The sequence below is a fragment of the Methylotuvimicrobium sp. KM1 genome (genome assembly GCF_044788715.1).
In the GTDB taxonomy this organism is placed as follows: domain Bacteria; phylum Pseudomonadota; class Gammaproteobacteria; order Methylococcales; family Methylomonadaceae; genus Methylotuvimicrobium.
The window spans coordinates 1493493-1515524 of sequence record NZ_CP173170.1; the positions used below are offsets into that span (position 1 = coordinate 1493493).

The 22032-nt window shown below is 49.0% G+C and carries 19 protein-coding genes and 1 pseudogene; 17 read left to right on the forward strand and 3 right to left on the reverse strand.

Going from position 1 to position 22032, the window contains the following annotated elements:
• Nucleotides 1-91 precede the first annotated feature (91 nt).
• From ACINK7_RS06370 to ACINK7_RS06390, 5 genes are all read left to right on the forward strand, one after another.
• Nucleotides 92-1312 (forward strand): PepSY-associated TM helix domain-containing protein, encoded by a 1221-nt coding sequence (locus tag ACINK7_RS06370; protein ID WP_404360473.1) that lies wholly within the window; start codon nt 92-94, stop codon nt 1310-1312.
• Between the two features lie 56 nt (nt 1313-1368).
• Nucleotides 1369-2343 carry a sulfotransferase domain-containing protein gene (locus tag ACINK7_RS06375; RefSeq protein WP_404360474.1) on the forward strand — a complete coding sequence of 325 codons (975 nt, stop codon included), beginning with the start codon at nt 1369-1371 and terminating at the stop codon, nt 2341-2343.
• A 172-nt stretch (nt 2344-2515) separates the two neighbouring features.
• On the forward strand, nt 2516-3352 hold the full coding sequence (locus ACINK7_RS06380) for a cupin-like domain-containing protein (RefSeq protein ID WP_404360475.1): 837 nt from the start codon (nt 2516-2518) through the stop codon (nt 3350-3352).
• Between the two features lie 502 nt (nt 3353-3854).
• On the forward strand, nt 3855-4538 hold the full coding sequence (locus ACINK7_RS06385; protein ID WP_404360477.1) for a 4'-phosphopantetheinyl transferase family protein: 684 nt from the start codon (nt 3855-3857) through the stop codon (nt 4536-4538).
• Nucleotides 4539-4759: 221 nt separating this feature from the next.
• Nucleotides 4760-4930 carry a transposase gene (locus ACINK7_RS06390; protein WP_404361418.1) on the forward strand — a complete coding sequence of 57 codons (171 nt, stop codon included), beginning with the start codon at nt 4760-4762 and terminating at the stop codon, nt 4928-4930.
• On the opposite strand, the pseudogene ACINK7_RS06395 reads toward ACINK7_RS06390, so the two are convergent.
• A pseudogene (locus ACINK7_RS06395) lies at nt 4885-5909 on the reverse strand (IS1595 family transposase). The gene ACINK7_RS06390 and the pseudogene ACINK7_RS06395 overlap by 46 nt on opposite strands.
• A 136-nt stretch (nt 5910-6045) precedes the next feature.
• Between ACINK7_RS06395 and ACINK7_RS06400 the strand changes: the two are divergent.
• The 5 genes from ACINK7_RS06400 to ACINK7_RS06420 all read left to right on the forward strand — a co-directional run bounded on the left by ACINK7_RS06400 (nt 6046) and on the right by ACINK7_RS06420 (nt 8392).
• Nucleotides 6046-6801: an IS1595 family transposase gene (locus ACINK7_RS06400; protein ID WP_404360478.1), complete on the forward strand. Its 756-nt coding sequence runs from the start codon at nt 6046-6048 to the stop codon at nt 6799-6801.
• A gap of 126 nt (nt 6802-6927) precedes the next feature.
• Complete coding sequence (locus tag ACINK7_RS06405) at nt 6928-7164, forward strand: hypothetical protein (RefSeq protein ID WP_404360479.1); 237 nt, start codon at nt 6928-6930, stop codon at nt 7162-7164.
• Between the two features lie 6 nt (nt 7165-7170).
• Nucleotides 7171-7305, forward strand: a complete 135-nt coding sequence (locus ACINK7_RS06410) for a hypothetical protein (RefSeq protein WP_404360480.1) — start codon at nt 7171-7173, stop codon at nt 7303-7305.
• Between the two features lie 491 nt (nt 7306-7796).
• Nucleotides 7797-8027, forward strand: coding sequence for a DUF6516 family protein (locus tag ACINK7_RS06415; protein ID WP_404361419.1), 231 nt, complete (start codon nt 7797-7799; stop codon nt 8025-8027).
• Nucleotides 8024-8392 (forward strand): hypothetical protein, encoded by a 369-nt coding sequence (locus ACINK7_RS06420; protein ID WP_404360481.1) that lies wholly within the window; start codon nt 8024-8026, stop codon nt 8390-8392. Before ACINK7_RS06415 ends, ACINK7_RS06420 begins: the two co-directional genes overlap by 4 nt.
• A 230-nt stretch (nt 8393-8622) precedes the next feature.
• Here ACINK7_RS06420 and ACINK7_RS06425 read toward each other — a convergent pair whose 3' ends face one another.
• Nucleotides 8623-8841 (reverse strand): MbtH family NRPS accessory protein, encoded by a 219-nt coding sequence (locus ACINK7_RS06425; protein ID WP_014148017.1) that lies wholly within the window; start codon nt 8839-8841, stop codon nt 8623-8625.
• 98 nt (nt 8842-8939) lie between these two features.
• On the reverse strand, nt 8940-9446 hold the full coding sequence (locus ACINK7_RS06430; protein WP_404360482.1) for an RNA polymerase sigma factor: 507 nt from the start codon (nt 9444-9446) through the stop codon (nt 8940-8942).
• Nucleotides 9447-10412: 966 nt separating this feature from the next.
• On the opposite strand from ACINK7_RS06430, the gene ACINK7_RS06435 reads away from it, so the two are divergent.
• The 7 genes from ACINK7_RS06435 to ACINK7_RS06465 all read left to right on the forward strand — a co-directional run bounded on the left by ACINK7_RS06435 (nt 10413) and on the right by ACINK7_RS06465 (nt 22022).
• A complete protein-coding gene (locus tag ACINK7_RS06435) occupies nt 10413-12080 on the forward strand; it encodes a cyclic peptide export ABC transporter (protein WP_404360483.1) in 1668 nt (555 codons plus the stop codon).
• A 27-nt stretch (nt 12081-12107) separates the two neighbouring features.
• Nucleotides 12108-14495 carry a penicillin acylase family protein gene (locus ACINK7_RS06440; protein ID WP_404360484.1) on the forward strand — a complete coding sequence of 796 codons (2388 nt, stop codon included), beginning with the start codon at nt 12108-12110 and terminating at the stop codon, nt 14493-14495.
• Between the two features lie 177 nt (nt 14496-14672).
• Entirely contained in the window at nt 14673-15626 is a 954-nt protein-coding gene (locus ACINK7_RS06445) for a FecR family protein (protein ID WP_404360485.1), read from the forward strand.
• A gap of 291 nt (nt 15627-15917) precedes the next feature.
• Nucleotides 15918-16172: a PepSY domain-containing protein gene (locus ACINK7_RS06450; protein ID WP_404360487.1), complete on the forward strand. Its 255-nt coding sequence runs from the start codon at nt 15918-15920 to the stop codon at nt 16170-16172.
• A 131-nt stretch (nt 16173-16303) separates the two neighbouring features.
• On the forward strand, nt 16304-17686 hold the full coding sequence (locus ACINK7_RS06455; RefSeq protein WP_404360488.1) for an efflux transporter outer membrane subunit: 1383 nt from the start codon (nt 16304-16306) through the stop codon (nt 17684-17686).
• The gene (locus ACINK7_RS06460; protein ID WP_404360489.1) at nt 17683-18858 is read left to right on the forward strand and encodes an efflux RND transporter periplasmic adaptor subunit; all 1176 of its coding nucleotides are present in this window, start codon (nt 17683-17685) and stop codon (nt 18856-18858) included. The genes ACINK7_RS06455 and ACINK7_RS06460 overlap by 4 nt, the downstream gene beginning before the upstream one ends.
• Entirely contained in the window at nt 18855-22022 is a 3168-nt protein-coding gene (locus ACINK7_RS06465; protein ID WP_404360490.1) for an efflux RND transporter permease subunit, read from the forward strand. The genes ACINK7_RS06460 and ACINK7_RS06465 overlap by 4 nt, the downstream gene beginning before the upstream one ends.
• The last annotated feature ends 10 nt before the right edge of the window (nt 22023-22032 follow it).

The window sequence follows — 22032 nt, forward strand, 5'->3', positions numbered from 1 at the left end:
GACCCAACTTGCGGTGCTTTTAGTCTGATTTGCATAATCATTCCCACAACTTCTGGATTTTGATGGGGGAAGAAGCCCCTAAATTCTCACAATGACTTCGACAACAATACTTAGCGAAATCCGCTTGGCTCGGCTAAAGCGCCGTCGAAAACTCTGGTTAAGCATTCATCTTTGGCTCGGTTTGCTTTTCGGTACATTTATTGCCGTGATCGGCTTAACCGGCAGCATCCTGGCGTTTTATCCCGAAATCGACGAATGGCTGGCACCGGAATTATTGACGGTTAAACCACCGTTCGCGGATGCCACTTATAAACCATTGGTTGATATTATTGCCGCCAGTGTCCCTGAGATGCCTGGAGAAGCTAAACAAGCGCATATGCACTATCCGCAGAATGCCGAAGCCGCGTGCAGGATTCGTTATGCCGTTCCGATTGCCCATGGCGCCACCGAATTTTGGGAGGTATCGGTCGATCCGTACACTGCTGAGGTGATAGGTAAACGTTTACGTTGGTCTAGTCATCAACTCTTTCCAACAACGTTTATCGATTTTATTTTTATCCTGCATTATTCGCTGCTTCTGGGTGAATACGGTGAGCTGGCAGTTAGCGTCATTAGCGCATTGACGATTATTTCGGTATTGACCGGACTGATCGTCTGGTGGCCTTTAACCGGTAAATGGCGTCAAGCTTTGACCATTAAGCGCAAGGCCAGCGCCGAACGTTTAACTTTCGACCTGCATAAAACCAGTGGTATTTATTCGACCGCAGTATTGTTGCCGGTGTTGTTTTCCGGCATCTACATTACTGAGCCGAAATACGTGGTGCCAGTGGTTGAATTATTTTCGCCAGCGACTTATCGCTATTGGTTTCATTCCAATCCAAACACCAACTTAGCATCTTTGGGGATGGCCGATGCTGCAGAAATCGCTGAACACGTGTATCCAAGCGGACGTTTGCAAGTTATTTACGGTGCGACGAAACCTGATTCGACCTTTACCGTTTGTAAGGACGGTGTTAAACAAGCTGGCAGTCTCTTGCATCGCCGTTGCATAGTCATAGACCGCTACAGCGGCGAAATTCTGGATATTGATGATCCGACTATTGGATCGGCTGGCGAGGTGCTAAGTCATTGGCAATGGCCGTTGCACTCCGGTCAAGCATTCGGAATGACTGGACGTATATTGGTATGCATGTCAGGGTTACTTTGTCCATTGTTGTTTGTAACGGGAGTTGTGCGTTGGAGGCATAAGTGTAGAGCAAGTCATAAAACCGTTCAAAAGGCATTGAAAAACAAAATAGTTCAACAAGGTTAATTGAATGTGTTGGTTTGGTTATTTTTATGTATAAAATTTATAGGTTGCTTAAATAAATGAATGATGATTATTTTTACTGTAAAAGAACGATGTTGTCTCGGGCTTATTTGTTGGCAACCGAATATACTAATATACATAACGGATTTGTTTCTGAAGATAAACTCCCCTCTAAAATTGAATATTTTTCAAAGTGGATTGAATATCAATTTCTTCCACATTATTTTGGCTATGTCCCCGCGTGGCGCAGATTTGCGCGGAAATTTTCTGGTAAGCGAATTTTGCCGGATTTCTGTGTCGTTGGGCCTATAAAAAGCGGCACCAGCGATTTAGCCATCAGCGTCATGTTGCATCCTAATGTTATGCATCCATTAGCTAAAGAGATATTGTCTTCTGATATTGAAAAATGGCGCATGAATTACCCAACAGAACGGCAGAAAAAGGTTTTTGCTTCTCGAAATAAAGTAGCATTAACTCCGCTTCTGGCACCATATCTTCATTGGATGGAGTTAATCTATAACCTTTCCAAGGAGACACCTGAAACTAAAGTCGTTCTAACTTTAAGAGATCCTGTTAAAAGATTTTATTCACAGTGGAAGTGGGAAATATTCCTGACTGGAAAAACACGCTCGAATAACTTGCCTTTTTTAAATTCATTTCCAGCTTATGTAGACAAGGCACTATCCGTTTTTCCAGATTCCCCGATGTTTACTGTTTGCGGTTTTGATCCATTGCAAACAAGTATTTATTGGAAAGCTGTTGGCTATTGGATTGAATGTTTTGGTGAGAATAATGTATTAGTACTAGATGTACAAGATTATTTCTCGGATAGAAATAATTTTTTAAATAAAATATGTGATTTCGTTGGGTTGCCGCCTTTCGAAATCCCTAAGTTTAAAGATAAGGTAAATGAGAATCCAATTATATTGCCACCACCTGATGAAGAAAGCATTGCCAAGTTACGCGTTTTTTTCGAACCATATAATCAAAAGCTTTGGCATTTATTAGGTGAAGAGTTTGATTGGGGAAGATAGATAACTTTGTAAAACAGAAGGCGTATTCGATTATTTTTTAAAAACCACATGATACCCTTTTAATACTTCTTGTTAAACCTTTAATTGTGAGCAACATATGTGTTGCTAGTTTTCTGAAAATTATACTAAATATGCTGCGTTGGTGTACGGTTGAACAATAGGAGATTACACAATGTATTCGATTGAAAAATTGCCGTTACAGGTGGAGAGGGTACATAAACCATCGTTTGAAGAATTTAATAAGTTATATGCGAAAGCAGGTAAGCCCGTATTGATAACGGGGGTTGTTTCCCAATGGAAAGCTTACTCACGTTGGAATCCACAATATTTTAAGTCGCTTGCTGGTGAGAGGGGAGTTCCTGTAAAGCGGATGAAAAACGGAAATTATCGTGAAGCATCTAGCGAATTGATGACGTTATCGGAATACTTGGCTCTGGCAAACAGTAATCCAGTAGATAAAGATCGGGTCTATCTGAGCGAACAACCAGTAAAAAAAATTCTTCCGGAATTGGTTTCGGACTATTCTGTCCCCCCATACATCGATTCGAAGGAGCCAATGGCTGCTTGTTATATTGGGAGTCATGTATATTCCCAAATTCACTTTCATCCTTATGGAAAAGCTTTGCTTTGTGTTGTTTCGGGTCGTAAAAGAGTTAAACTTTTTGCACCCGATCAAACTCAATTTTTATATCAGAAATATAACTTCAGTAAGATTACTGAAGAACCTGTCGATTTAAAAAAGTATCCTTTGTATGCGAATGCAAACTACTATGAATGTGAAGTCAACGCGGGAGAAATGCTCTTTTTTCCAATTTATTGGTGGCATGGCGTTGACACGCAGGAATTCACATCTGCTGTAGTTTTTTTCTGGAATGATTCACGTCGCTTGAGATGGTCGCCCCCACCGGGCATACCTTGGCATACACCTTTACTATTTGAAGTTGCTTCTTGGTATTTTAAAGGGAAGTCAATTCTGCGGAAATTAGCGAGTTATCAAGATAGAATTTGAACAGTCCTTGATTTTTAGACTTAATTTTGATGCTCGGTACTGTATTTTAGTCCGCAGGCTGGTAATGTGTTGTATACATTCGTATGTACGATTTTTCCATTATTCAGACCCTGTCTGTTGTATATGCGGCCTCAATCTCAAATCACATATCTGAAAGCCATTCTTTATCACTAGCGTAGTGTAGTTGAATGCGTCAATGCACGATTGAATGAGGCTCTTCCGGATTTCCCGTGGTAGTTCGTCAAATTAGCCATAAAGACATTATGGCTGGATGCTAAGAATATATTTTAACTTCTTTATCAATTACTTAAGCTTCCTCGATTATTCTAACTTGGTGTCGATGCGCTATTACCACGGCAAGTACGGAAGAGCCTTGAATGATACGTTTGGTGGACGAGTGGTGCGAGTATCTGGACATGCCATAGGAGAGCTTGCTCTCATCAAGATTTATGTATAGAAACCCAAAGTACCCGGAAAAAAATCCAATACCTGACGATTTTGTATGGATATCGATTTATGGTTTGAAGCGTTAGCCATTACCGATGAAGAATATCGGTATTATTGGTCAATACTGGACAAAAATGAGCAAAATAAGGCTTTGCGTTTTGTGCGAACAAGGGATGGCCGGGGTTATGTGGCAAGTCACGGGAAGCTCCGGTTGATTTTGGCTGAGTATCTGGGTATGCCCCCTGGCAAAATCCCGTTTACATCACAAGCGTACGGCAAACCTTTTGTTGCCTTCGGCAATACCTATGGCATTAGATTCAATTTGGCCCATTCCGGCGATTACATGGCGGTTGGTGTCGGTAATGCTTATGACATCGGCATCGATATTGAAGTATGGTCGGATAGGGTCGATTACCATGGGATTATGGCGTTATGTTTTTCTGAGGAAGAGACTCGCTTTTGGTCTGATTTACCAAAGGAGCGGCAGAAAGAATTTTTTTACAAACTTTGGACGAGGAAAGAAAGCTTCATAAAAGCTGTCGGCCTTGGTTTTTCGTTAGATGTTTCTCAAGTGGAAACCGCAGTGCAAGGGCCGAGCCGTTTCTTGTCGTTACCGAGCGGATGCGGCTCGCCGAAAGGATGGTGTCTGATCGATTTGGAATTAGCTAATGGCTTGAGTGGCGCGGTGGCTATTTCGGGCGCGAATATGCCGAAGATTGTTTACAAGCAGCTTGGGTAGGGGTCTGGTTGTAGGTTGCGGTAGTTCCTTGTGGGCTGGATCTCGGCAATCCCTAACGAGATGACGTTGTTAATAAATAGGGTCGGATCCTGAGATATCCCCAAAAAATAGCTATATAAAATAGGGGGGGGTATCCACTTCACTCTCGTAGATACAAGATGTAGTATGTCTAAATGAGCGAAAAATCCCATCCTGTGGGCGGCGTAGATTACCCACGAACAATGCAAGAATTTGATGAATGGTTTCCGAACGAGGTGGCCTGCATTGAATACCTCTGGCAATTGCGTTGGCCTGAAGGGTTTCAGTGCCCTAACTGCGGGAAGAATAAAGCGTGCTTATCCGGTTGTCACACACATTTACTAGATATAGTGGGCCGTGATTCGCCGGCATAAAGCTCGGCGTAGGTGGGTGCGGTGACGTCGCCTGCGATTCTAAGCAGGGAACGGAAAGCATTGAATGGGTAGTGGCGGCGATTGAAACGGAAGGTGAACTCATTGAGATACGTCTGCAAGTGTTGCGGGCTGACGCCGTGATGGATACCGCGCAGCCAGGTTTTGAGGTTGGAAAATACGAGATGAATGATTGGCATGAACTCTTCGGTAACCTGCGGATCACCGCGTTCCGCGATGGGCATGTGGTCATAGCCGCGCTTGGTGAGCCCAGCGTAGCTGCTCCAGTCATCAGTGATGATTCTGGTGCCCGGTGCCACAACGCTTTCAATAAAACCGCAAAGCGAATCGGCGCTCCGGTCAGGCACCAAAGCAAGCCGGACGCGTCCGGCGTAGCGGCCACTCCTTCGCGGATTGGGCTTGGTGCCTGGCTTGCGTTGTCGCACCTCGACCGCAGCAGCCACAAGGGTCTTATGGTGGACGCCTCGCCCCTCTCCGCGCGTACGGCCGCCCACCCAGGTTTCATCGGCCTCGACGTGCTCGCCTGGCTTTCCGCCGATCCGATCCTGATCCGGGCGCACCATGCCGACACGCAGCTTGTGAAGGATCTGGAAAGCGGTCTCATAGCGCGAAAGCCCGAGTTGCCGCTGGAATTGAACGGCCGAGATACCGGGTGTTTGGCTGGCAACCAGATAGGCCGCCCAGAACCAGACAGAGAGCGGCGTGTGCGTGCCTTCCATGACGGTTCCGGCTGTGAGACGAGTGTCGCGCGGCGGCACTTCCGGCAACGAAGCACCCCTGGGCGGGTGGTGATGCGATACGGTTCGCCAGAAGCCCCGCAATATGGGCAGGCGAATCCGCCACCCCACCGGGCGCGCTCAAGGTATGCCGCGCACGCCGCCTCGTCTGGAAAAAGCCGCTGAAACTCTGGCAACGAGCGAGGAAATGGCAGGTCGCCTCGCTGAAACACATCGATAGCCATGATCGCCTCGCATTGATGCAAACACTCAACATACTACATATAGTGGGTGTGTGTGGCAACCGGATAAGCACGGAATAAAGCATGGCTTACGGGCAGAGGGTTACTTCGATGTGCAAGTTGTCAGCGGCAGACTTCGGTGATTGCGGGTACGCTTTTCGAAGGCACTCGAAAACCGCTTCGCACATGGTTTCAAGCGATGTGGTATATAACGAGTCAGAAGTACGGTGGTAATGCACTTGGCCTAAAGCGAGTGGTCGGGTTCGGGAGTTATCAGACAGCATGGGCTTGGTTGCATAAGATGCGGCATGCGATGGTACGACCGGGCCGAGATCGCCTCAGGGGTAAGGTTGAAGTAGATGAAACCTATGTTGGTGGAGTAGAGACGGGTGTTCGCGGCCGCGAAACCGAGAAAAAAGCGATTGTGGTAGTGGCTATCGAAATACATAAACCTTTTGGCTTCGGTCGTGTGCGTCTTCGGCAAGTGCCTGATGTGTCAGGAGCTAGTCTTGTTTCCTTCGTATGCGAAATGATAGAGCCCGGATCAGAAGTACTGACCGATGGTTGGGGCGGGTACAATACATTGGAAGAGCACAACTACATCCATAGTAAAACTATTCTCTCATCGTCTGGCGATCCTGCTCATGTCTTGATGCCAGGAGTACACCGGATTGCTGCACTGCTTAAGCGCTGGTTACTGGGTACCTACCAAGGGTCTGTCAGTAGTAAGTATCTTGACTACTACCTTGATGAGTATACGTTCCGATTCAACCGACGTAGCGCTAAATCTCGCGGCTTGCTATTCTATCGTCTAATCGAGCAGGCAGTTCAAGTTGAGCATATTTCACGGAATCAGATCATCCTTGGGGAACAGATAATCGACCACAACATATAGATGTTACGAGATTAAAGTGGATACCCCCCTTAAAATAATTTGCTATGGTTGAAAATTGAAAGATAAGTTGGTTTTTTCGTATACATTGGTAGAAAAAGGGGTTACATATTTGAGCAATTATTTCGGTTGTCGCGCGATTACGCGCGGCTGGATATTATGGAGTTGTTACGGGTCATAGATTGGCTGATGCAGTTCCCGGATGAGTTAGAACGGCAATTAAGCGATGAAATCAAACAACTGGAGGCGGAAACGATGACTTATGTGATGTCGATAGAGCGTTTGGCTCTGGAACAAGGTAAATTGGAAGGTAAGGCTGAAGGAAAAGTGGAAGGAAAAATAGAGGGCGAGGCTAGGCTGCTTTAGCGCCAATTGATCAAGCGCTTCGGCCCGTTGCCGGACGCGATTCAACGGCGACTGGATCAAGCCACGTCGGAACAACTCGAAATCTGGGCCGAGCGCATTCTGGATGCGCCGAACTTGTCGGCGGTGTTCGACGATCATTGAACACCGAAGCCCGGATGGAGCGCAGTGCAATCCGGGACAGGCGAGGCTACGAATTCCCCGTATTCCGCTGGCGCTGCATACGGGCTACGCGCTACGAAAGTATTCGCGGATACATCATAAAAAATTCATTCGCCATGAAGATAAACGATTATAAAGTCAACAACATAATGCCTCATGTAATATGTAACTTATTGTTATTCCGCAATGTTGAATATTGTCACAGGCTCTCCGGTTTGGGAAATCCTTAACGTAAGCTCTTACTTACCGGTTTCGAGAAGCTCTTGCCCTGAGCTCTTGTCGAAGGGGGAGCTTCTCGCACTGCGTTCCCAAGCAAAGAGCTTGGGAACGAGCGATTTGTGGGGGATACCTCAGGATCTGACCTTTTAAAACATTGCTTCTAAGCACTATATTGCTTAGGATGCAATACATGAAAAACTAAAGCCGAACCGGTTTTAAATGAAAAAGTCGTCTTGGGAGAATGGACGGTGCAGATGGTCATTTGGCGGTTAGCCGCGCCGGTGGTGGGTAGCGACCATTTATATAAATACCGTCTATATTGCGGCCGTAATGGTCAATGCCGATTGCGTTATGACAATGAGCGCGGTAAGGGTGATCGCATTCACGATGGCGAGAATGAAAGACCGTATTGGTTTACCGATTATGAAACCCTGATTAGTGATTTTCGCCGCGATGTGCGGCGCGTGATGGAGCGTGAACAATGAATAAAGCGATTATTGAATTGAGCACTCTGGATAGTGTATTTACCCGTTCGCGGGCGTTGGTCAAGGCGATTGACGCCGGCGAGTCAGCCCCGGCCGATTATCATCTGGGGTTTACCGATGCCGGGCAATTGTTTGCCGAGTTTACCGGCGAACGCTGCCGGTTGCTGGATGTGTTGAAAGCTACCGGGGCGCAATCCATTTACGCACTGGCCAAGCGACTCGGATGCAATTACAGTAACGTGCGCCGCGATATTCAAGCCATGATGGCGCACGGGTTGATTGAAAAAAGCGATGAGAATAAAGTGTATGTACCGTGGGATAGCGTAGAAATCCGGGTTACTCTGGGGGAGAGGCGGGCGGCGTGATTCCGGGGTCCGGCAGTAATACTGGCAGAGTTAATCCTATATTCGAATATAAAAAAGCAGCGTAGCCCGGATGGAGTGTAGCGCAATCCGGGGCCGGCGTGGCGATGAATTCCCCGTATTCCGCTACGCTGCATACGGGCTACGTGTTTTTTGGCGGGACGGGTTAAATAACCCGTCCTGCAGAGTTGCCGATGTTTTTTCAACCGCCAACGAGAACAGAATGTAATTTTTTACTCTAATCCGGCTTGCTGCATATGCTGCCGTAAACTTAATGGTCGCATATCCGTCCAGGCTTCGTTGATATAATCAAGGCATATCTGTTTTAGGCCTTTGGGGCCGACGGCTTTCCAACCGTTTGGAATGTCTTTGTATTCCGGCCAAATGGAGTATTGTTCTTCGTGATTGATTACGACCTGATAAATGGTTGTGTCTTCCTCGTCCCAATTCATGTCATTCTCCGTAGGTTAGATTGTCAGTATGTAAGGTTGGGCGCTTTGCCGGTTATAGCCTTTCCTCTGAAGTAAGACGATTTGCTTTCATTTTCACCTCAGTCGTTACTTAAATCGGACTGACGGATTTTGAATTGTTGACGGTAATGCAGTAATGCTCTCGATATCAGCTTTTCTACTGCGCTATCGGATATGTTGAGTTCTATGGCGATTTCCGCGTAGGTCATGCCGTATACGCGGTTTAAAATAAAAGCTTCTCTGACGCGCTCCGGCAATTCGTCGACAATAGCGGAAAAGATGGAAAGTTTTTCTTCGACCAAGGCCTGGTGCTCGGCAGAAGGCGCTTCTTCGCTAGGAAGCAGCAAGATGTTGTCGATATGTTTTTCGGTTACTTTTCGGTGTTTGATGTGGTCGTAGGCAAGGTTTTTGGCGGTACGAAATAGAAATCCCCGCGGATGATCTATCTTTTGTCTCCGGATTTCTGTGGAAAAAATGATAAAGACTTCCTGTACCAGCTCGGCAGCGATCTCCGGACAATCGACGATGCGAGCCAAGTGCAGTTGTAATTCCGATTGATGTTTAGCGTAAACGGATTCAAGATTCATGTTCTATTCCCGATTTTGGTCGGCTGGACTATTTTCCGGCGGATAAAGTTGTGGGCACTTGGGTGGCGGTAACTGCCAAGCTATTCTTTGCAATAGTTAACTTATATTAAGCAATTTTCGAGCTATGGCTTATATGGCTTAAAAATCTAATATATAGCTGCGCAAAGTAAGTTCATTTGGGCATGAATTATGTGATATGCCGCAATTTAGCTATGGTAAATGACGCAGTTTACTATTCCTGCAGTAAGCGCGTAGCCCGTATGAAGCGTAGCGGAATACGGGAATGGCGTGGCTTCGAACTTCCCGGATTGCGCTGCGCTCCATCCGGGTTGCGCTGTTATAAAGACTCATTTGCAAAGTTATGCAAGCAATTATCGAGCCATATATTGTTAGTCTTAAACATCAACAGCTTAGATTCATACAGTAAGTCCATATGAGCATGATGTGTGTGATATACCTTAATTTAGCTATGGCAAATAACACAGTTTAATATTTCTTCCTCCCTTGGCTGTTTACAGACAATGTGCGTTGTTTTGCTTCGCAACGACTGTCTGTCAATTTTAGCTAACTTTTCCTTTTATACCTGCCTTACAACTGTGGTTATTTCACCTTCAAAGCGTCTTCCTAATATAAGAGGGGTAGACAGTTCTTATTTCTATGATTTATCCGAGATGATGAATTCATAATTCGGCTCGAAATCGACATGCCGACCACCTTTTTTACGGGTTCATTATTTCGTGTCGATAGGCATGAAATCGGCTAACTTCCCGGTTGTACTGTAGGCGACATTTCAATTTAACGTTGCAAGTCTTATTCACGTTTTTTTCTAGCCATGTAGCCCGTATGCAGCGTAGCGGAATACGGGACTGCGCGGCTTCGAACTTCCCGGATTGCGCTGCGCTCCATCCGGGCTACGCGAAATGAATAATCGGGCGATACTGTCAATTCGTAACCTTTGGAGTCGATATGTTGTTTTTTTTATGGCGATCATCGTGGATCATCATTACCGGAGTATTTCTATCGGGCGCTGTAAGCGGCCTAAGTAATGCCGCATTGATTGCCTACATCAATACCAGTTTGGCCGGTAAGCTTGATATGGTTGCCGCCCCTTGGTGGTTTGCAGGACTTGCGGTTATCGTATTAGTCAGCCGATTTATCTCGCACTATTTGTTGAATCGATTCAGTACCAAAATGGTTCGGGATCTGCGGTTGCACATTAGTCGGTTGATCTTGAACGCGCCTTACCCTAATTTACAGAAAATCGGGAAACCGGTATTGCTGAGCCATTTGACCGAGGATGTCGCCGCGATTGCTAATGCAAGCGAACTTTTTCCGTTGCTGTGTATAAATTTTGCCATCGTAATCGGGTGCATGACCTATTTGAGCTGGCTGTCCTGGCAATTGGCGTCAGTATTGGCCGGCGTGATCCTGTTCGGCATAACAACGTTTAATCTGTGCAAAGACATACCGATGCGATCCGTGCGCAACGCGCGGGACGAATACGATGTGCTCAGCAGAGGATTTGCCGCATTGACCGAAGGTGTGCGGGAGCTGAAGCTGCATCGCCGGCGAAGCGATCAGTTTATTTCCGAATCTCTTGCCGGCAGCGCGGATGCCTATCGCGGCCATTCTTTCCGCGCTACTGTGGCTTATTTATGGGTAAATCAGTGGATACAATTTCTTTATTATCTAACCATCGGCTTGATTTTGTATGTATTCCCTGTATGGCAAACCCTTAATCAAGAAATTGTGAGCGGTTATGTCATCGTGTTTTTATTCATGATGTCGCCGCTCACTATCTTAACCAACAGCCTACCGGCATTCAGCAAGGCTAAAGTATCGTTGAATAGGATTCTTCAATTAGACGATAGACTGGCTGAATGCCATTCGGCTGATCGATTGGCCGAATTGACCATGCCGGAAAAGTTTAACGCATTAATTTTGTCGGGTCTGACCCATAATTTTCATCGGGAAAAGGAAAACCGCAATTTCATTCTCGGCCCTATCGATTTGGAATTCCGACCGGGCGAGTTAGTGTTCCTGATCGGCGGCAACGGCAGCGGCAAGACGACTTTGGCAATGCTGTTGCTGGGTCTTTATCATCCCGAACAAGGCGTTATCCGCTGGAATGGCCGCGCTATCGAGGCCGGTAACCGCGACGCCTATATGCAGAACTTTTCGGCGATTTTTTCCGACTTTTATTTATTCGATCAATTGTACGGCGTGGATATCGAGCGGAATCGATCGTTGATGGACGATTATTTGCAACGCCTACATCTCAATCATAAGGTCGAAATCGTAGACGGCCGGTTTTCTTCGCTGAATTTGTCTCAAGGTCAGCGTAAACGCTTAGCGCTACTGGTGGCTTATTTAGAGGATAGACCGTTTTATGTATTCGACGAATGGGCGGCCGATCAAGATCCGGAATTCAAACATTTGTTTTATACCGACTTGTTGCCGGCATTGAAAGCACAAGGAAAAACGGTGCTGGCCATCACGCATGACGACAAATATTTTAATCTGGCCGACCGTTGCATCAAGCTCGATGAAGGTCGTATTACAAGTGTTGAGTATCCTCATGCGCATCGGCACCAATCGGCCGATCAAGACGGATTGCAAACTACCGATGCGTAAACATTATCTCTTTGACAACCGTTTTCAATGATGACTAAGACTAACAAAACTTGGTTAACGATTAGCTTGGGAGCTGTTGGTTTGGTAGCCGCGGTGGCAGGCTTCGGCACTTGGTGGTTGTTCCAACCGCTGCCGGTTTTGGATGGCGAGTTTCAGTTGGCCCGATTGTCCGCTCCGGCCGGCATTGACACCGGTAGCCACGGTATTCCGCTGATTCGCGCCGATAACCGGATCGATGCCGCACGGGTATTGGGTTACGTTACTGCCCGCGACCGCTTGTTTCAAATGGATTTGATGCGTCGTAAAACCGCCGGTCGTTTATCGGAAGTTTTCGGAGTAATGGCCGTAAATAGCGACACGCAAGCGCGAATCTATGGTTTCAACGTCAAAGCCAAGCAACTATTGCCAAAGTTGCCCGCGCACCACCGTCAATATTTGCAGGCCTATGCCGAGGGAGTAAACAGCTATCTTCAGCAAAATACTGCATTACCGTTCGAGTTTAAAGTGCTCGGTTATCGCCCAGAGCCTTGGCAAGCCGCAGACAGTTTGCTGATTGTGTTTGGTATGTTCGACAATCTGACCGCTTGGGCCGAACGCGGCGAGCGAATGCTTAGCGTTATGGAGCGCACCTTGCCCGCCGATGTCGTGGCGTTTTTTACTCCGGATAGCGACCGCTTTACCGATGCATTGATGCAACATGCCGCGTCGTTAAGGCCGCCGCAACCAATCCCTGTTCAATCCATGCAGACCTTGTTGGCCAACCGCTCTACCAGCTTCGGAACATTAGCCACCGCTTCGCCCGGCGAAGAGCTGGCCGGTTCGAATGCCTGGGCGGTAAGCGGCAGCAAAACGGGCGATGGCCGAGCGATATTGGCTAACGACATGCATCTAGGCATTAGTGTGCCTAACATTTGGTACCGGGTCGAACTTCACTATCCCAAAGTTAAAGCGGCTGGTCTCAATTTACCGGGTACGCCTTTTCTAATTGCCGGCAGTAACCAACATGTTGCATGGGGTATGACGAATTTAGCCGGCGACTTTCTGGATTTGGTCAAGCTGGAAATCAATCCGGATAACTCCGGGCAATATCGGCATGGCGATGCTTGGTGCGATTTCGGCGAACGCCGGGAAGTGATTGAGATTAAGGGCGAAGAGTCCAAGTTATTAACGGTTAGAGAAACGCTTTGGGGGCCGGTTGCTCAACAACCTATACTGGACGAGCCGGTCGCGATTCATTGGGTTGCCTTGGATGTCGATGCGGTTAATATCAATATTTTGGAACTGGAACAGAGTGAAACGTTGGAGCAGTCGTTGGCGGTTGCCAATCGGGCCGGCGGACCGCAATTGAATGTCGTACTCGCCGATGAACACGGGCATATCGCCTGGACTCTGACCGGTAAAATTCCTCACCGATTTGGCGGAGACGGCTTGATTAGCCGTTCTTGGGCGGACGGCAAAACCGGCTGGAATCACTATGTTCAGCCCAGCGACATGCCTCGGATTGTCGATCCGCCGGCAGGCATTATAGTTTCGGCCAACGAGCGGCGTTTTGCCGCCGATTTCCCTTACACGATCGGTCATCAGTTTGCCAACGGCTATCGTGCCTATCGGATCGATCAGCGCCTCAAGCAAACGAAACAGCATAGCGAATGGTCCCTGTTTAACCTGCAACAAGATACCGAAACCGAATTCTACAGCTATTATCAGCAATTGGCTTTACAAGTGCTGACGCCGGAAGTGGTCAACCAGCAGCCGGCATTGGCGGAATTGCGCGGCTATTTGATGCGTTGGAACGGCCGCGCCGATATCGAAAGCTTGGGGCTGCCGGTCTTGATCGAATTTCGCAAACAATTGATCGATGCGGTGCTCTCGCCGTTTTTGAGCGCATGCAAACAAGCCGACAAGGACTTTGTTTATGCCTGGAATTACGTCGATACTCCTTTGCAGACTTTGTTGAATGAAAAACCCGCGCCATTATTGCCGGACCCAAGGTATAACAACTGGGATCGGTTTATCCTGGCGCAATTGGTCGTCAGTACCGAAAAAGCCATGTCCCGCCATTCGGGCATTACCTTGGCCGACCTAAATTGGGGTAAACAAAATGTCGTCGGTCACGCCCATCCTTTCTCCAAGGCCTTTTCGCTGCTGTCGCCGGTGCTGGATATGCCGCGTCGGCCGGTGGCCGGTTGCGGCGGTTATTGCGTGCGGGTGACAGGTCCCGACTATGGTGCCAGCGAGCGCTTGGTGGTGTCGCCGAATCATCTGCAAGACGGCATTTTGCATATGCCGGGCGGGCAATCCGGCCATCCGCTGTCTGCATTTTACCGGGACCAGCAACCGTTTTGGCTGGACGGTTTACCTCTCTCTCTGATCGCGGACCATCCGGAGCACACGCTTCGTTTGATTCCTGAATAAATAATTAAATGCTGACGGCGCTTTTCGATAAAATACACAAATATTGTGGCTATTCAAGGAAGGTTGAAAATACCCCGGACTATTGTCATTCTCCTTTGAATGACAATAGTCCGGTCGGCGGCATTCGCTGAGTAGTTTCCAAAATATCAATGCAATTTAGAGGTCGGGTGAACTATTGTGGGACCCAATAATAACGACAGCATAGATGAACAAGCCGTAACATGGTTTGTTCGATTGCGTGCCGATAACGTCAGCCGGCAAGAAAGAGCGTCATTTATTCAGTGGTTGGAGCAAGCCGCCGAACACCGCACAGCGTTCTATGAAATCTGCGTCATGTGGGGCGATGAAGCCTTTTTACAAAGCCTTACCGACAGCGCGAACAAACACGGTATTGTCCCGAAGCCCAAAAAAAAACGCCGCATTAAAACCGCAATCCCTTTGGCTTTAGCCGCCTGTTTCGTCCTTGCCGTTTCGCTTTCGGGGCAGCTTCATGTCCTGTTGAATGCGGATTACTCGGCAAGGCAGGGCGAGCTTAAAACAGTTCAACTGGAAGACGGTACGACCGTGATGCTCAATACTGACAGTGCGGTGGCAGTAAAAATGGAAGCCGGGCAACGCTTGGTAGAATTGCTGAAAGGCGAAGTCTATTTCGATGTAAAACCCGACCGCAGCCGCCCCTTTCTTGTAAAAGCGGACCGCTCGACGACTCGTGTATTGGGTACTCGTTTCTTCGTTCATCGCAAAAGCGATAGCGATGAAATCAAGGTGCTTTCCGGGCGAGTTGAAGTTTCTGAAAGCAGGTATGGGAAAAAACCACTGATACTAAGCAATCAGGAGTCCGTGACCGTTTACGAGACAACCATGGGCCAATTGAAAAAACTGGATTCCAAGTTGACTACGTCTTGGATTAACGGCGTCTTGGTATATGAAAATGAGACGTTGGAAACCGTTATCGATCAGATCAATCGATACCGGTTCGGAGTGGTCTATTTCAGAGACGAAAGGTTACGCAATTTAAGAATCAATGGCCGCCTTAAAATCAAGGATTCCCGCGATATGTTGAATGTTTTGCAAAAAACAATGAATATCAAGATAACTTATCTAACCGATTGGGTGGTTATAGTCGGTTAGTCAGCATGCAAGTTTAATCGTCGCATGCGCCTCCAAAAGCGTAGCCCGGATGGAGCGTAGCGCAATCCGGGGAGTACGAAGCCACGCCGTTCCCGTATTCCGCTACGCTGCATACGGGCTACGTGTGCAGCGTGTTACGTCAATTAACAGTATTTTTTGGCGACTCCCAATTGCTTAGCCAATTGTCGGCAGTTTTTCAAACTCTTCGCGGTAGTCGGGTATTTTTAATACTTAATCGTCTTCTTATAAATATGTCTAAACCTTATTGACTGAGAAGACTTTGGAGTTTTTATGAAAATCCGCCCGTTTGGGGTACTCGTTCATCTATATTCGGGGTTGGCGATGACCGTTTTTTTGGTTATTGTCGGTGTAACCGGGAGTTTTTTGGCTTTTTACAAGGAGCTAGATAGCGCTATCAATCCGCAATTGTATGTTGAGGTCGATGTGCAATCATTATGGATGAGTTCTGAAGCCGCACAAATTTCGGTGTCGCCTCGACTTAACGCACAAAGCGGACATATGTTCGAACTGGATACGATCAATTGATCATCGATATTATCGGTGGCCGGTGTCGTGATTTGGCTAAAGAAGCGCCGCTAAAGCCAGTGCCGCATCTGCCCATGAGTTCGTCGAGAATAGCGAATGTTAGCTGTTCCGCAAGGTCCTGCGGCAAAACAATGAAAGTGTCTTCGCGGCTGCTTGCTCAGTTATCGCTAACCATCAGTGTAGCGTTGGCGGGTTGCACTACAGCTCAAGAACGCGATGCTCAGGCATTGGATTTTCCGGTTGCCGAACAATGGCGTGAAGCCGACGCCATTGTCGAGCCGTTAGCCGCTTCCTGGGTGGAGACGTTTAACGACCCGCTATTGACTGCCATGGTACACGAAGGTCTAGTTAACAACTTCGATCTGAAAGCCGCCGTAGCTCGCATCGATGCGGCTCGCGAACAAGCCGTTATTGCCGGCTCGGAGCGCTTGCCTGAATTATTTTTTTCGCCCGGTTACCAAAGAAGCAAGAACGATAGCAACATCGGTGCTTCGGTATTCGGCGCGTTTAGCGCCCTATTCAATTTCAACTGGGAATTGGACGTCTGGGGCCGTATCAAGGCCGGGCAACAGGCGGCCGAGGAAGAGGCCTTGGCCGCCGTCGACGATTTTCGGGCGGCGCAATTATCGTTAGCGGCACGAATCGCTCAGGTATATTTCGAATGGCTCGAAGCGCAATTACAAACGCAGGTTGCGGAACAGTCGGTCAAGGATAGAAGCATCATCGCCGGTCTGATACGCGGTCGCTTCAATAAAGGCTTGAGCCGTGGCCTCGATCTCAGGCTGGTATTGACCGATGTAGCCAATGCCGAGGCGCAACTGGCGCAAGCCCGTAACGATGTGCAGCGTCTTGGGCGCCTGTTGCAAACGCTGCTGGCCCGCTATCCGGATGACAGTTTACTCATGCGGCATCGAGCCTTGCCGCAACAGCCGATGGCTTTAACGGCGGGCCTTCCCTCCGAATTGTTGGCGCGCCGCCCCGATGTGATGGCTGCTTTCAAACGTTTACGCGCTGCCGATTCCCGACTGGAAAGCGCCGAGAAAGCGCTGCTGCCGCGAATTACGTTAACTGCTGCCGGCGGCACCGGCAGTCCAGCGCTAACCGAATTGGTCGACCCGCGCGCTGTGGCTTGGAACGTGGCGATCGGACTGGTACAACCGTTGTTCACCGGCGGTCGCCTACAAGGCGAGATTCGCCTGAACGAAGCCAGGGTCAGTGATGTTTTCAATCAATACCAAAGCGTGGCACTCAATGCCTTTCGCGAGGTAGAGCAAGCGCTGGCTGCCGAATCCCGGCTGCGTGCGCAAGAAAAGGCCTTACGGGAAGCGGTCGACCAAACCGAAGCCAGCCGGAAACTGGCCGTGTATTCCTATCAGCAGGGGCTGATTGAAATTCTGACCTTGCTCGATAGCTATCGTAGTACGCTCAATGCGCAAAGCGCGCATCTACAAGTGCAAAGACAATTACTCAACAACCGAATCACTCTGTACTTGGCATTAGGCGGTGCCGTTTGAACGAACAAAAATACTTGATGAAAGCACTATTACCGATAGCGGTGTTACTGGGTGCCGTGGGTGCGGCCTGGGCCATGATCGAATTACGTCCCGGCATGTTGCCGCAGGCCGAACAATCCACGCTGCCCATGGTGGAAATCGTCCGGGTTAAACCGCAAACCGTTAGACTCAATGTGATGTCGCAAGGCGTTGTAACGCCGCGCGAAGAAATCGATTTAATCGCCGAAGTGAGCGGTAAAATAGTAGAGTTGCATCCTGCGTTGGTATCCGGCGGTTATTTCGAAGCAGGCGATTTATTAGTGATGATCGATCCGCGCGATTACGATTTCGCCATTGTGGCCGCCCAAGCTAAAATCGCCGAGGCCAAACGGGTACTGATCAACGAAAAGGCATTAGCCGAGCAGGCTCAAAGCGAATGGCTGGCACTCGGGCAAGGCGAGGCGAGCGATCTTGCGTTGCGCAAACCTCAATTGGCCGAAGCCGAAGCAAAATTATCGGCTGCCGAAGCCGATCTAGCCAAGGCCAAGCTGAATCGGGGGCGCTGTGAACTCAAGGCACCTTTTTCCGGCCGCGTGTTGAGCAAACAAGCCGGTAACGGACAGTACCTGTCGGCCGGTAGTGCGGTTGCCCGTATTTATGCCAATGATGTTGCCGAAATTCGCTTGCCTATCGGGATCGATCAACTGGCGTTTTTGGATTTGCCGCAGAATAATCGCAGCAAGCACCGTTGGCCTAACGTGACGCTACGCGCCGAAGTGGGCGGTCGACTGCAGCACTGGCAAGGCCGTATTGTTCGAAGCGAAGCGGCACTGGACGGCAGCAGCGGCCAATTAATTTTGGTGGCGCAAGTCGACCAGCCGGAATGGGAGGGTCCGGGTCGTGCGCCTCTGTTGAGCGGATTGTTCGTACAGGCCGAAATTGAAGGCGTCACACGGGAAAAAGTGTTTACGCTGCCGCCCACGGCATTAAACGCTTTACAGCAGGTAAAAGTGGTTAATGGAGAACAGCGCTTGGAATTTCGCAAGGTAGACGTATTGCGTAACCAAACCGACAGGGTGATCGTCAGGTCCGGTCTCTATTCCGGCGAAAGTGTGGTGATTTCCGAAATGCCGATGCCGGTTGCGGGTATGCAAGTCGTGATTGCGAATACGCAAGCGGTTGAAAACCCATGAGTAAGCCGATGAATCAAGTAAAGTTTTCCGGCATACTAGCCTGGTTTGTCAATAACCCGGTCGCCGCCAATCTGTTGATGCTGGTGATACTCACCGGAGGCGCACTCGGCATGATCGATGTCGACAAAGAGGTATTCCCTCGCTTCAGTCCGCATCAGATCGAGGTGACAACTATTTTTCCCGGCGCGGGCCCGGCGGAAGTCGAACAGTCCGTCTGTATCCCTATTGAAGAGGCGGTACACGATTTGCCGGGCATCAAACATCTGCATGGCTGGATCCGCGGCGAAACCTGTACCATAGGGGTTGAGATACTGCCGAACCGCGACCGTGAACAAATGATGGCGCTGTTGCGCAGCCGAGTCCAGTCAATTCAGCGTCTACCGGCACAACTGGAAAAAATCGACGTATTGCCGGCCGATCGCAAAGACGATGACGGCGTGATTTGGGTGGCTCTGCATGGCGATACCGATGCGTTTAGCCTGCAGCAGTTCGGCGACCGGATTCAACAGCAATTGGCGACGATTCCAGGCGTCAGCCGCGTGCGTAATTACGGCGAAATCGGTTACGAAATCAGCATTGAAATTGCCCCGGAACAACTGCGCAAATATCGGCTGACGTTGGATGACGTTGCGGGGGCCATCCGTCAAGCATCGGTCGAATTGCCGGGCGGTTTGATCAAAAACCCGGACGGCGAGTTGTTGTTACGCGTCAACGGACGCGCAAAAGATGCCGACGCAGTCGGCAGTTTGATCATTAAAACCTTACCCGACGGCAACCGTTTGCAGTTGGATCGAATCGCTACGATCAAGGACGGTTTGGAAGAGCGCTTATACACCTGGCGGCATAACGGTCAAACGGCTCAAGGCTGGGAAATACATACCGAACAGGATAGCGTCGCGGTGGCACGGCAGGTGAAATCGACGATTGAAGCCATGCGCGCCAATTTACCGGAAGGCTTGCGTTTGATTACTTGGTGGGACGATTCGCAAGCCTATGATGAGCGGATTGGAACTTTGTTGGAAGACGGTCTAATCGGATTTTTATTGGTTTATTCGGTATTGACGCTGTTCTTACGATTACGCGTAGCCTTATGGGCCAGTGCGGGTATATTTACTTCGGTACTCGGCGCCTTTTGGCTGATGCCGATGCTGGATATTTCCTTGAATATGCTGTCTCTGTTCGGTTTTTTACTGGCAATGGGCGTCCTGGTGGACGACGCCATTATCATCGGCGAAAGCGTTCATAGCCGGCAAATGGAGGGGCGCGAGACGCCCTTACAAGCTGCAATCAATGGCGTGAAAGCCGTTGCACTGCCTGTCACGTTATCGGTCTTGATTGTGCTGGCGGCATTTTTGCCCGGCTTATATCTTCCGGGCTGGGCCGGACAGATGATGCGGCCTATTTGCCTGATCATGATTTTGACCTTAGTCTTTTCTCTGATCGAAGCATTATTGATATTACCCTCGCATTTGGTTGCCGCTGTCGAATCGAACGCTAAACCGACATATTTACAGCAGTTACGTACCCGACTCAATCAAGGCATGGACCGTTTCGTCGACCGGGTGTACCGGCCGTTTTTGACAGTTGCCTTGAGTTGGCGCTATTTGACGGTAGCCTTATTCGCGGCCTTGTTGATTTTATGTTTCGGACTGGTCGCAAGCGATCGCGTCCGGCAGTCGATCAATCCCGATGTGACCAAGGACAGTTTCTGGGTATCGATACAGTTACCGCAAAGCGCGCCCTACAGTGAAGCCCAAGCGTTGACCACTCGCGTTGAAAATGCTTTGTTTGCATTGCGCGATGAACTGGATGGCGTCACTCAGATCGGCCGAGATGTAAATAACAGGGATAACGGAACGCAGACGTATGAACGGAGCGTTATCGTTGGTATTGAAACGATTATTTGGGAGCATGGCGCCGGTATCTGGCTGGAGCTCTCATCGGAAGGACGACAACGAATCAAGGTTGAAAAGTTTATCCGGGATTGGCGGCAACGGATCGGCGATATCGGCCGCGGTAAAGTGGACTTTATTTTCAAGGAAGGTGACGAGCCTTATGACATCGAATTGATGCTGGGCTCCGATCAGCCGAAAGTTTTGGCCCCGGCTGTCGAACAACTCAAGCAGCAACTCAAGGATTTTCCGGGCGTATACGATGTTATCGACTCGGCTGAACCCGGTAAACCGGAAATCCATTTGACGCTGAAACCGGATGCGGAACGGTTAGGGTTGCGTTTGGAACAATTGGCCGAACAAGTCCGTCAGGGCTATTACGGCGCGGAGGTGTATCGATTCATGCGTGGTCGTAAAGAAGTCAAGGTGATGGTGCGTTATCCGTTGCACGAACGGCGATCGCTGGATCGATTGAAAGCCCAGCCGATCCGCTTGCCGAACGGAACGAGCGCACCGTTAACCAATTTAGCAGACGTCCATTTGATTCAAGGTTACTCCCGTATCCACCGGGAAGACCGGCAGCGCGTATTGAAGGTGCAAGCACGCGTCGACCCGACGCTAGCCGATGTCAATGAACTCTATGCCGTACTCGAGCAGGATGTCTTTCAAGCCATGGAAAAGCAATTTCCCGAGTTAAATATTCATACCGGTCAACAGCGTCAAGAACAAAAAGCGTTGCTGGCTGCTTTTAGTAAAAACACACTGATTGCGCTGCTGGTGATTTATGCACTGATTGCGGTGCCGTTTCGTTCCTATAGCAAACCGGTCATTTTTTTGTTAGCCGCCCCTGTGGCTTGGTGCGGTGCGGTGCTGGCGCATTGGGTCGCCGGCTTGCCGTTATCGATGGAATCCTTGGTCGGCATGATCGCCGCCAGCGGGATCGTGGTTAATGACAGTTTGGTATTATTGTACTTCATACGCCAATCCGGCGGCCGAGACCGGCCTATGGAAGCCCTAATCATTGAGGTATGTACTTCGCGCTTCCGCCCCATTTTATTGGCATTTTTGACCACGTTTGCCGGCTTTTTACCGACGCTGCTGGAAACCAGTCCGCAGGCGCAATTTCTGATTCCGATGACCTTGTCGCTGTCCGCGGGCTTACTGGTCGGTATGTTGGCCAGCCTGATCCTGACGCCGGTCTGTTACGCCATTTTGGATCGTCGTAGTTCGCCGGACGTCCCCCGTACTCAGGCCGCTCTATCGTCTGACTGAATTTTAAAAA

Coding starts and splice junctions, on each gene's coding strand:
- ACINK7_RS06425 (WP_014148017.1), bottom strand. CDS start 8,841: ATGAATTGGGACGAGGAAGACACAACCATTTATCAGGTCGTAATCAAT.
- ACINK7_RS06440 (WP_404360484.1), top strand. CDS start 12,108: ATGATGACTAAGACTAACAAAACTTGGTTAACGATTAGCTTGGGAGCT.
- ACINK7_RS06435 (WP_404360483.1), top strand. CDS start 10,413: ATGTTGTTTTTTTTATGGCGATCATCGTGGATCATCATTACCGGAGTA.
- ACINK7_RS06375 (WP_404360474.1), top strand. CDS start 1,369: ATGAATGATGATTATTTTTACTGTAAAAGAACGATGTTGTCTCGGGCT.
- ACINK7_RS06390 (WP_404361418.1), top strand. CDS start 4,760: ATGCAAGAATTTGATGAATGGTTTCCGAACGAGGTGGCCTGCATTGAA.
- ACINK7_RS06385 (WP_404360477.1), top strand. CDS start 3,855: ATGGATATCGATTTATGGTTTGAAGCGTTAGCCATTACCGATGAAGAA.
- ACINK7_RS06465 (WP_404360490.1), top strand. CDS start 18,855: ATGAGTAAGCCGATGAATCAAGTAAAGTTTTCCGGCATACTAGCCTGG.
- ACINK7_RS06415 (WP_404361419.1), top strand. CDS start 7,797: ATGGTCATTTGGCGGTTAGCCGCGCCGGTGGTGGGTAGCGACCATTTA.
- ACINK7_RS06370 (WP_404360473.1), top strand. CDS start 92: ATGACTTCGACAACAATACTTAGCGAAATCCGCTTGGCTCGGCTAAAG.
- ACINK7_RS06380 (WP_404360475.1), top strand. CDS start 2,516: ATGTATTCGATTGAAAAATTGCCGTTACAGGTGGAGAGGGTACATAAA.
- ACINK7_RS06430 (WP_404360482.1), bottom strand. CDS start 9,446: ATGAATCTTGAATCCGTTTACGCTAAACATCAATCGGAATTACAACTG.
- ACINK7_RS06455 (WP_404360488.1), top strand. CDS start 16,304: ATGAAAGTGTCTTCGCGGCTGCTTGCTCAGTTATCGCTAACCATCAGT.
- ACINK7_RS06420 (WP_404360481.1), top strand. CDS start 8,024: ATGAATAAAGCGATTATTGAATTGAGCACTCTGGATAGTGTATTTACC.
- ACINK7_RS06450 (WP_404360487.1), top strand. CDS start 15,918: ATGAAAATCCGCCCGTTTGGGGTACTCGTTCATCTATATTCGGGGTTG.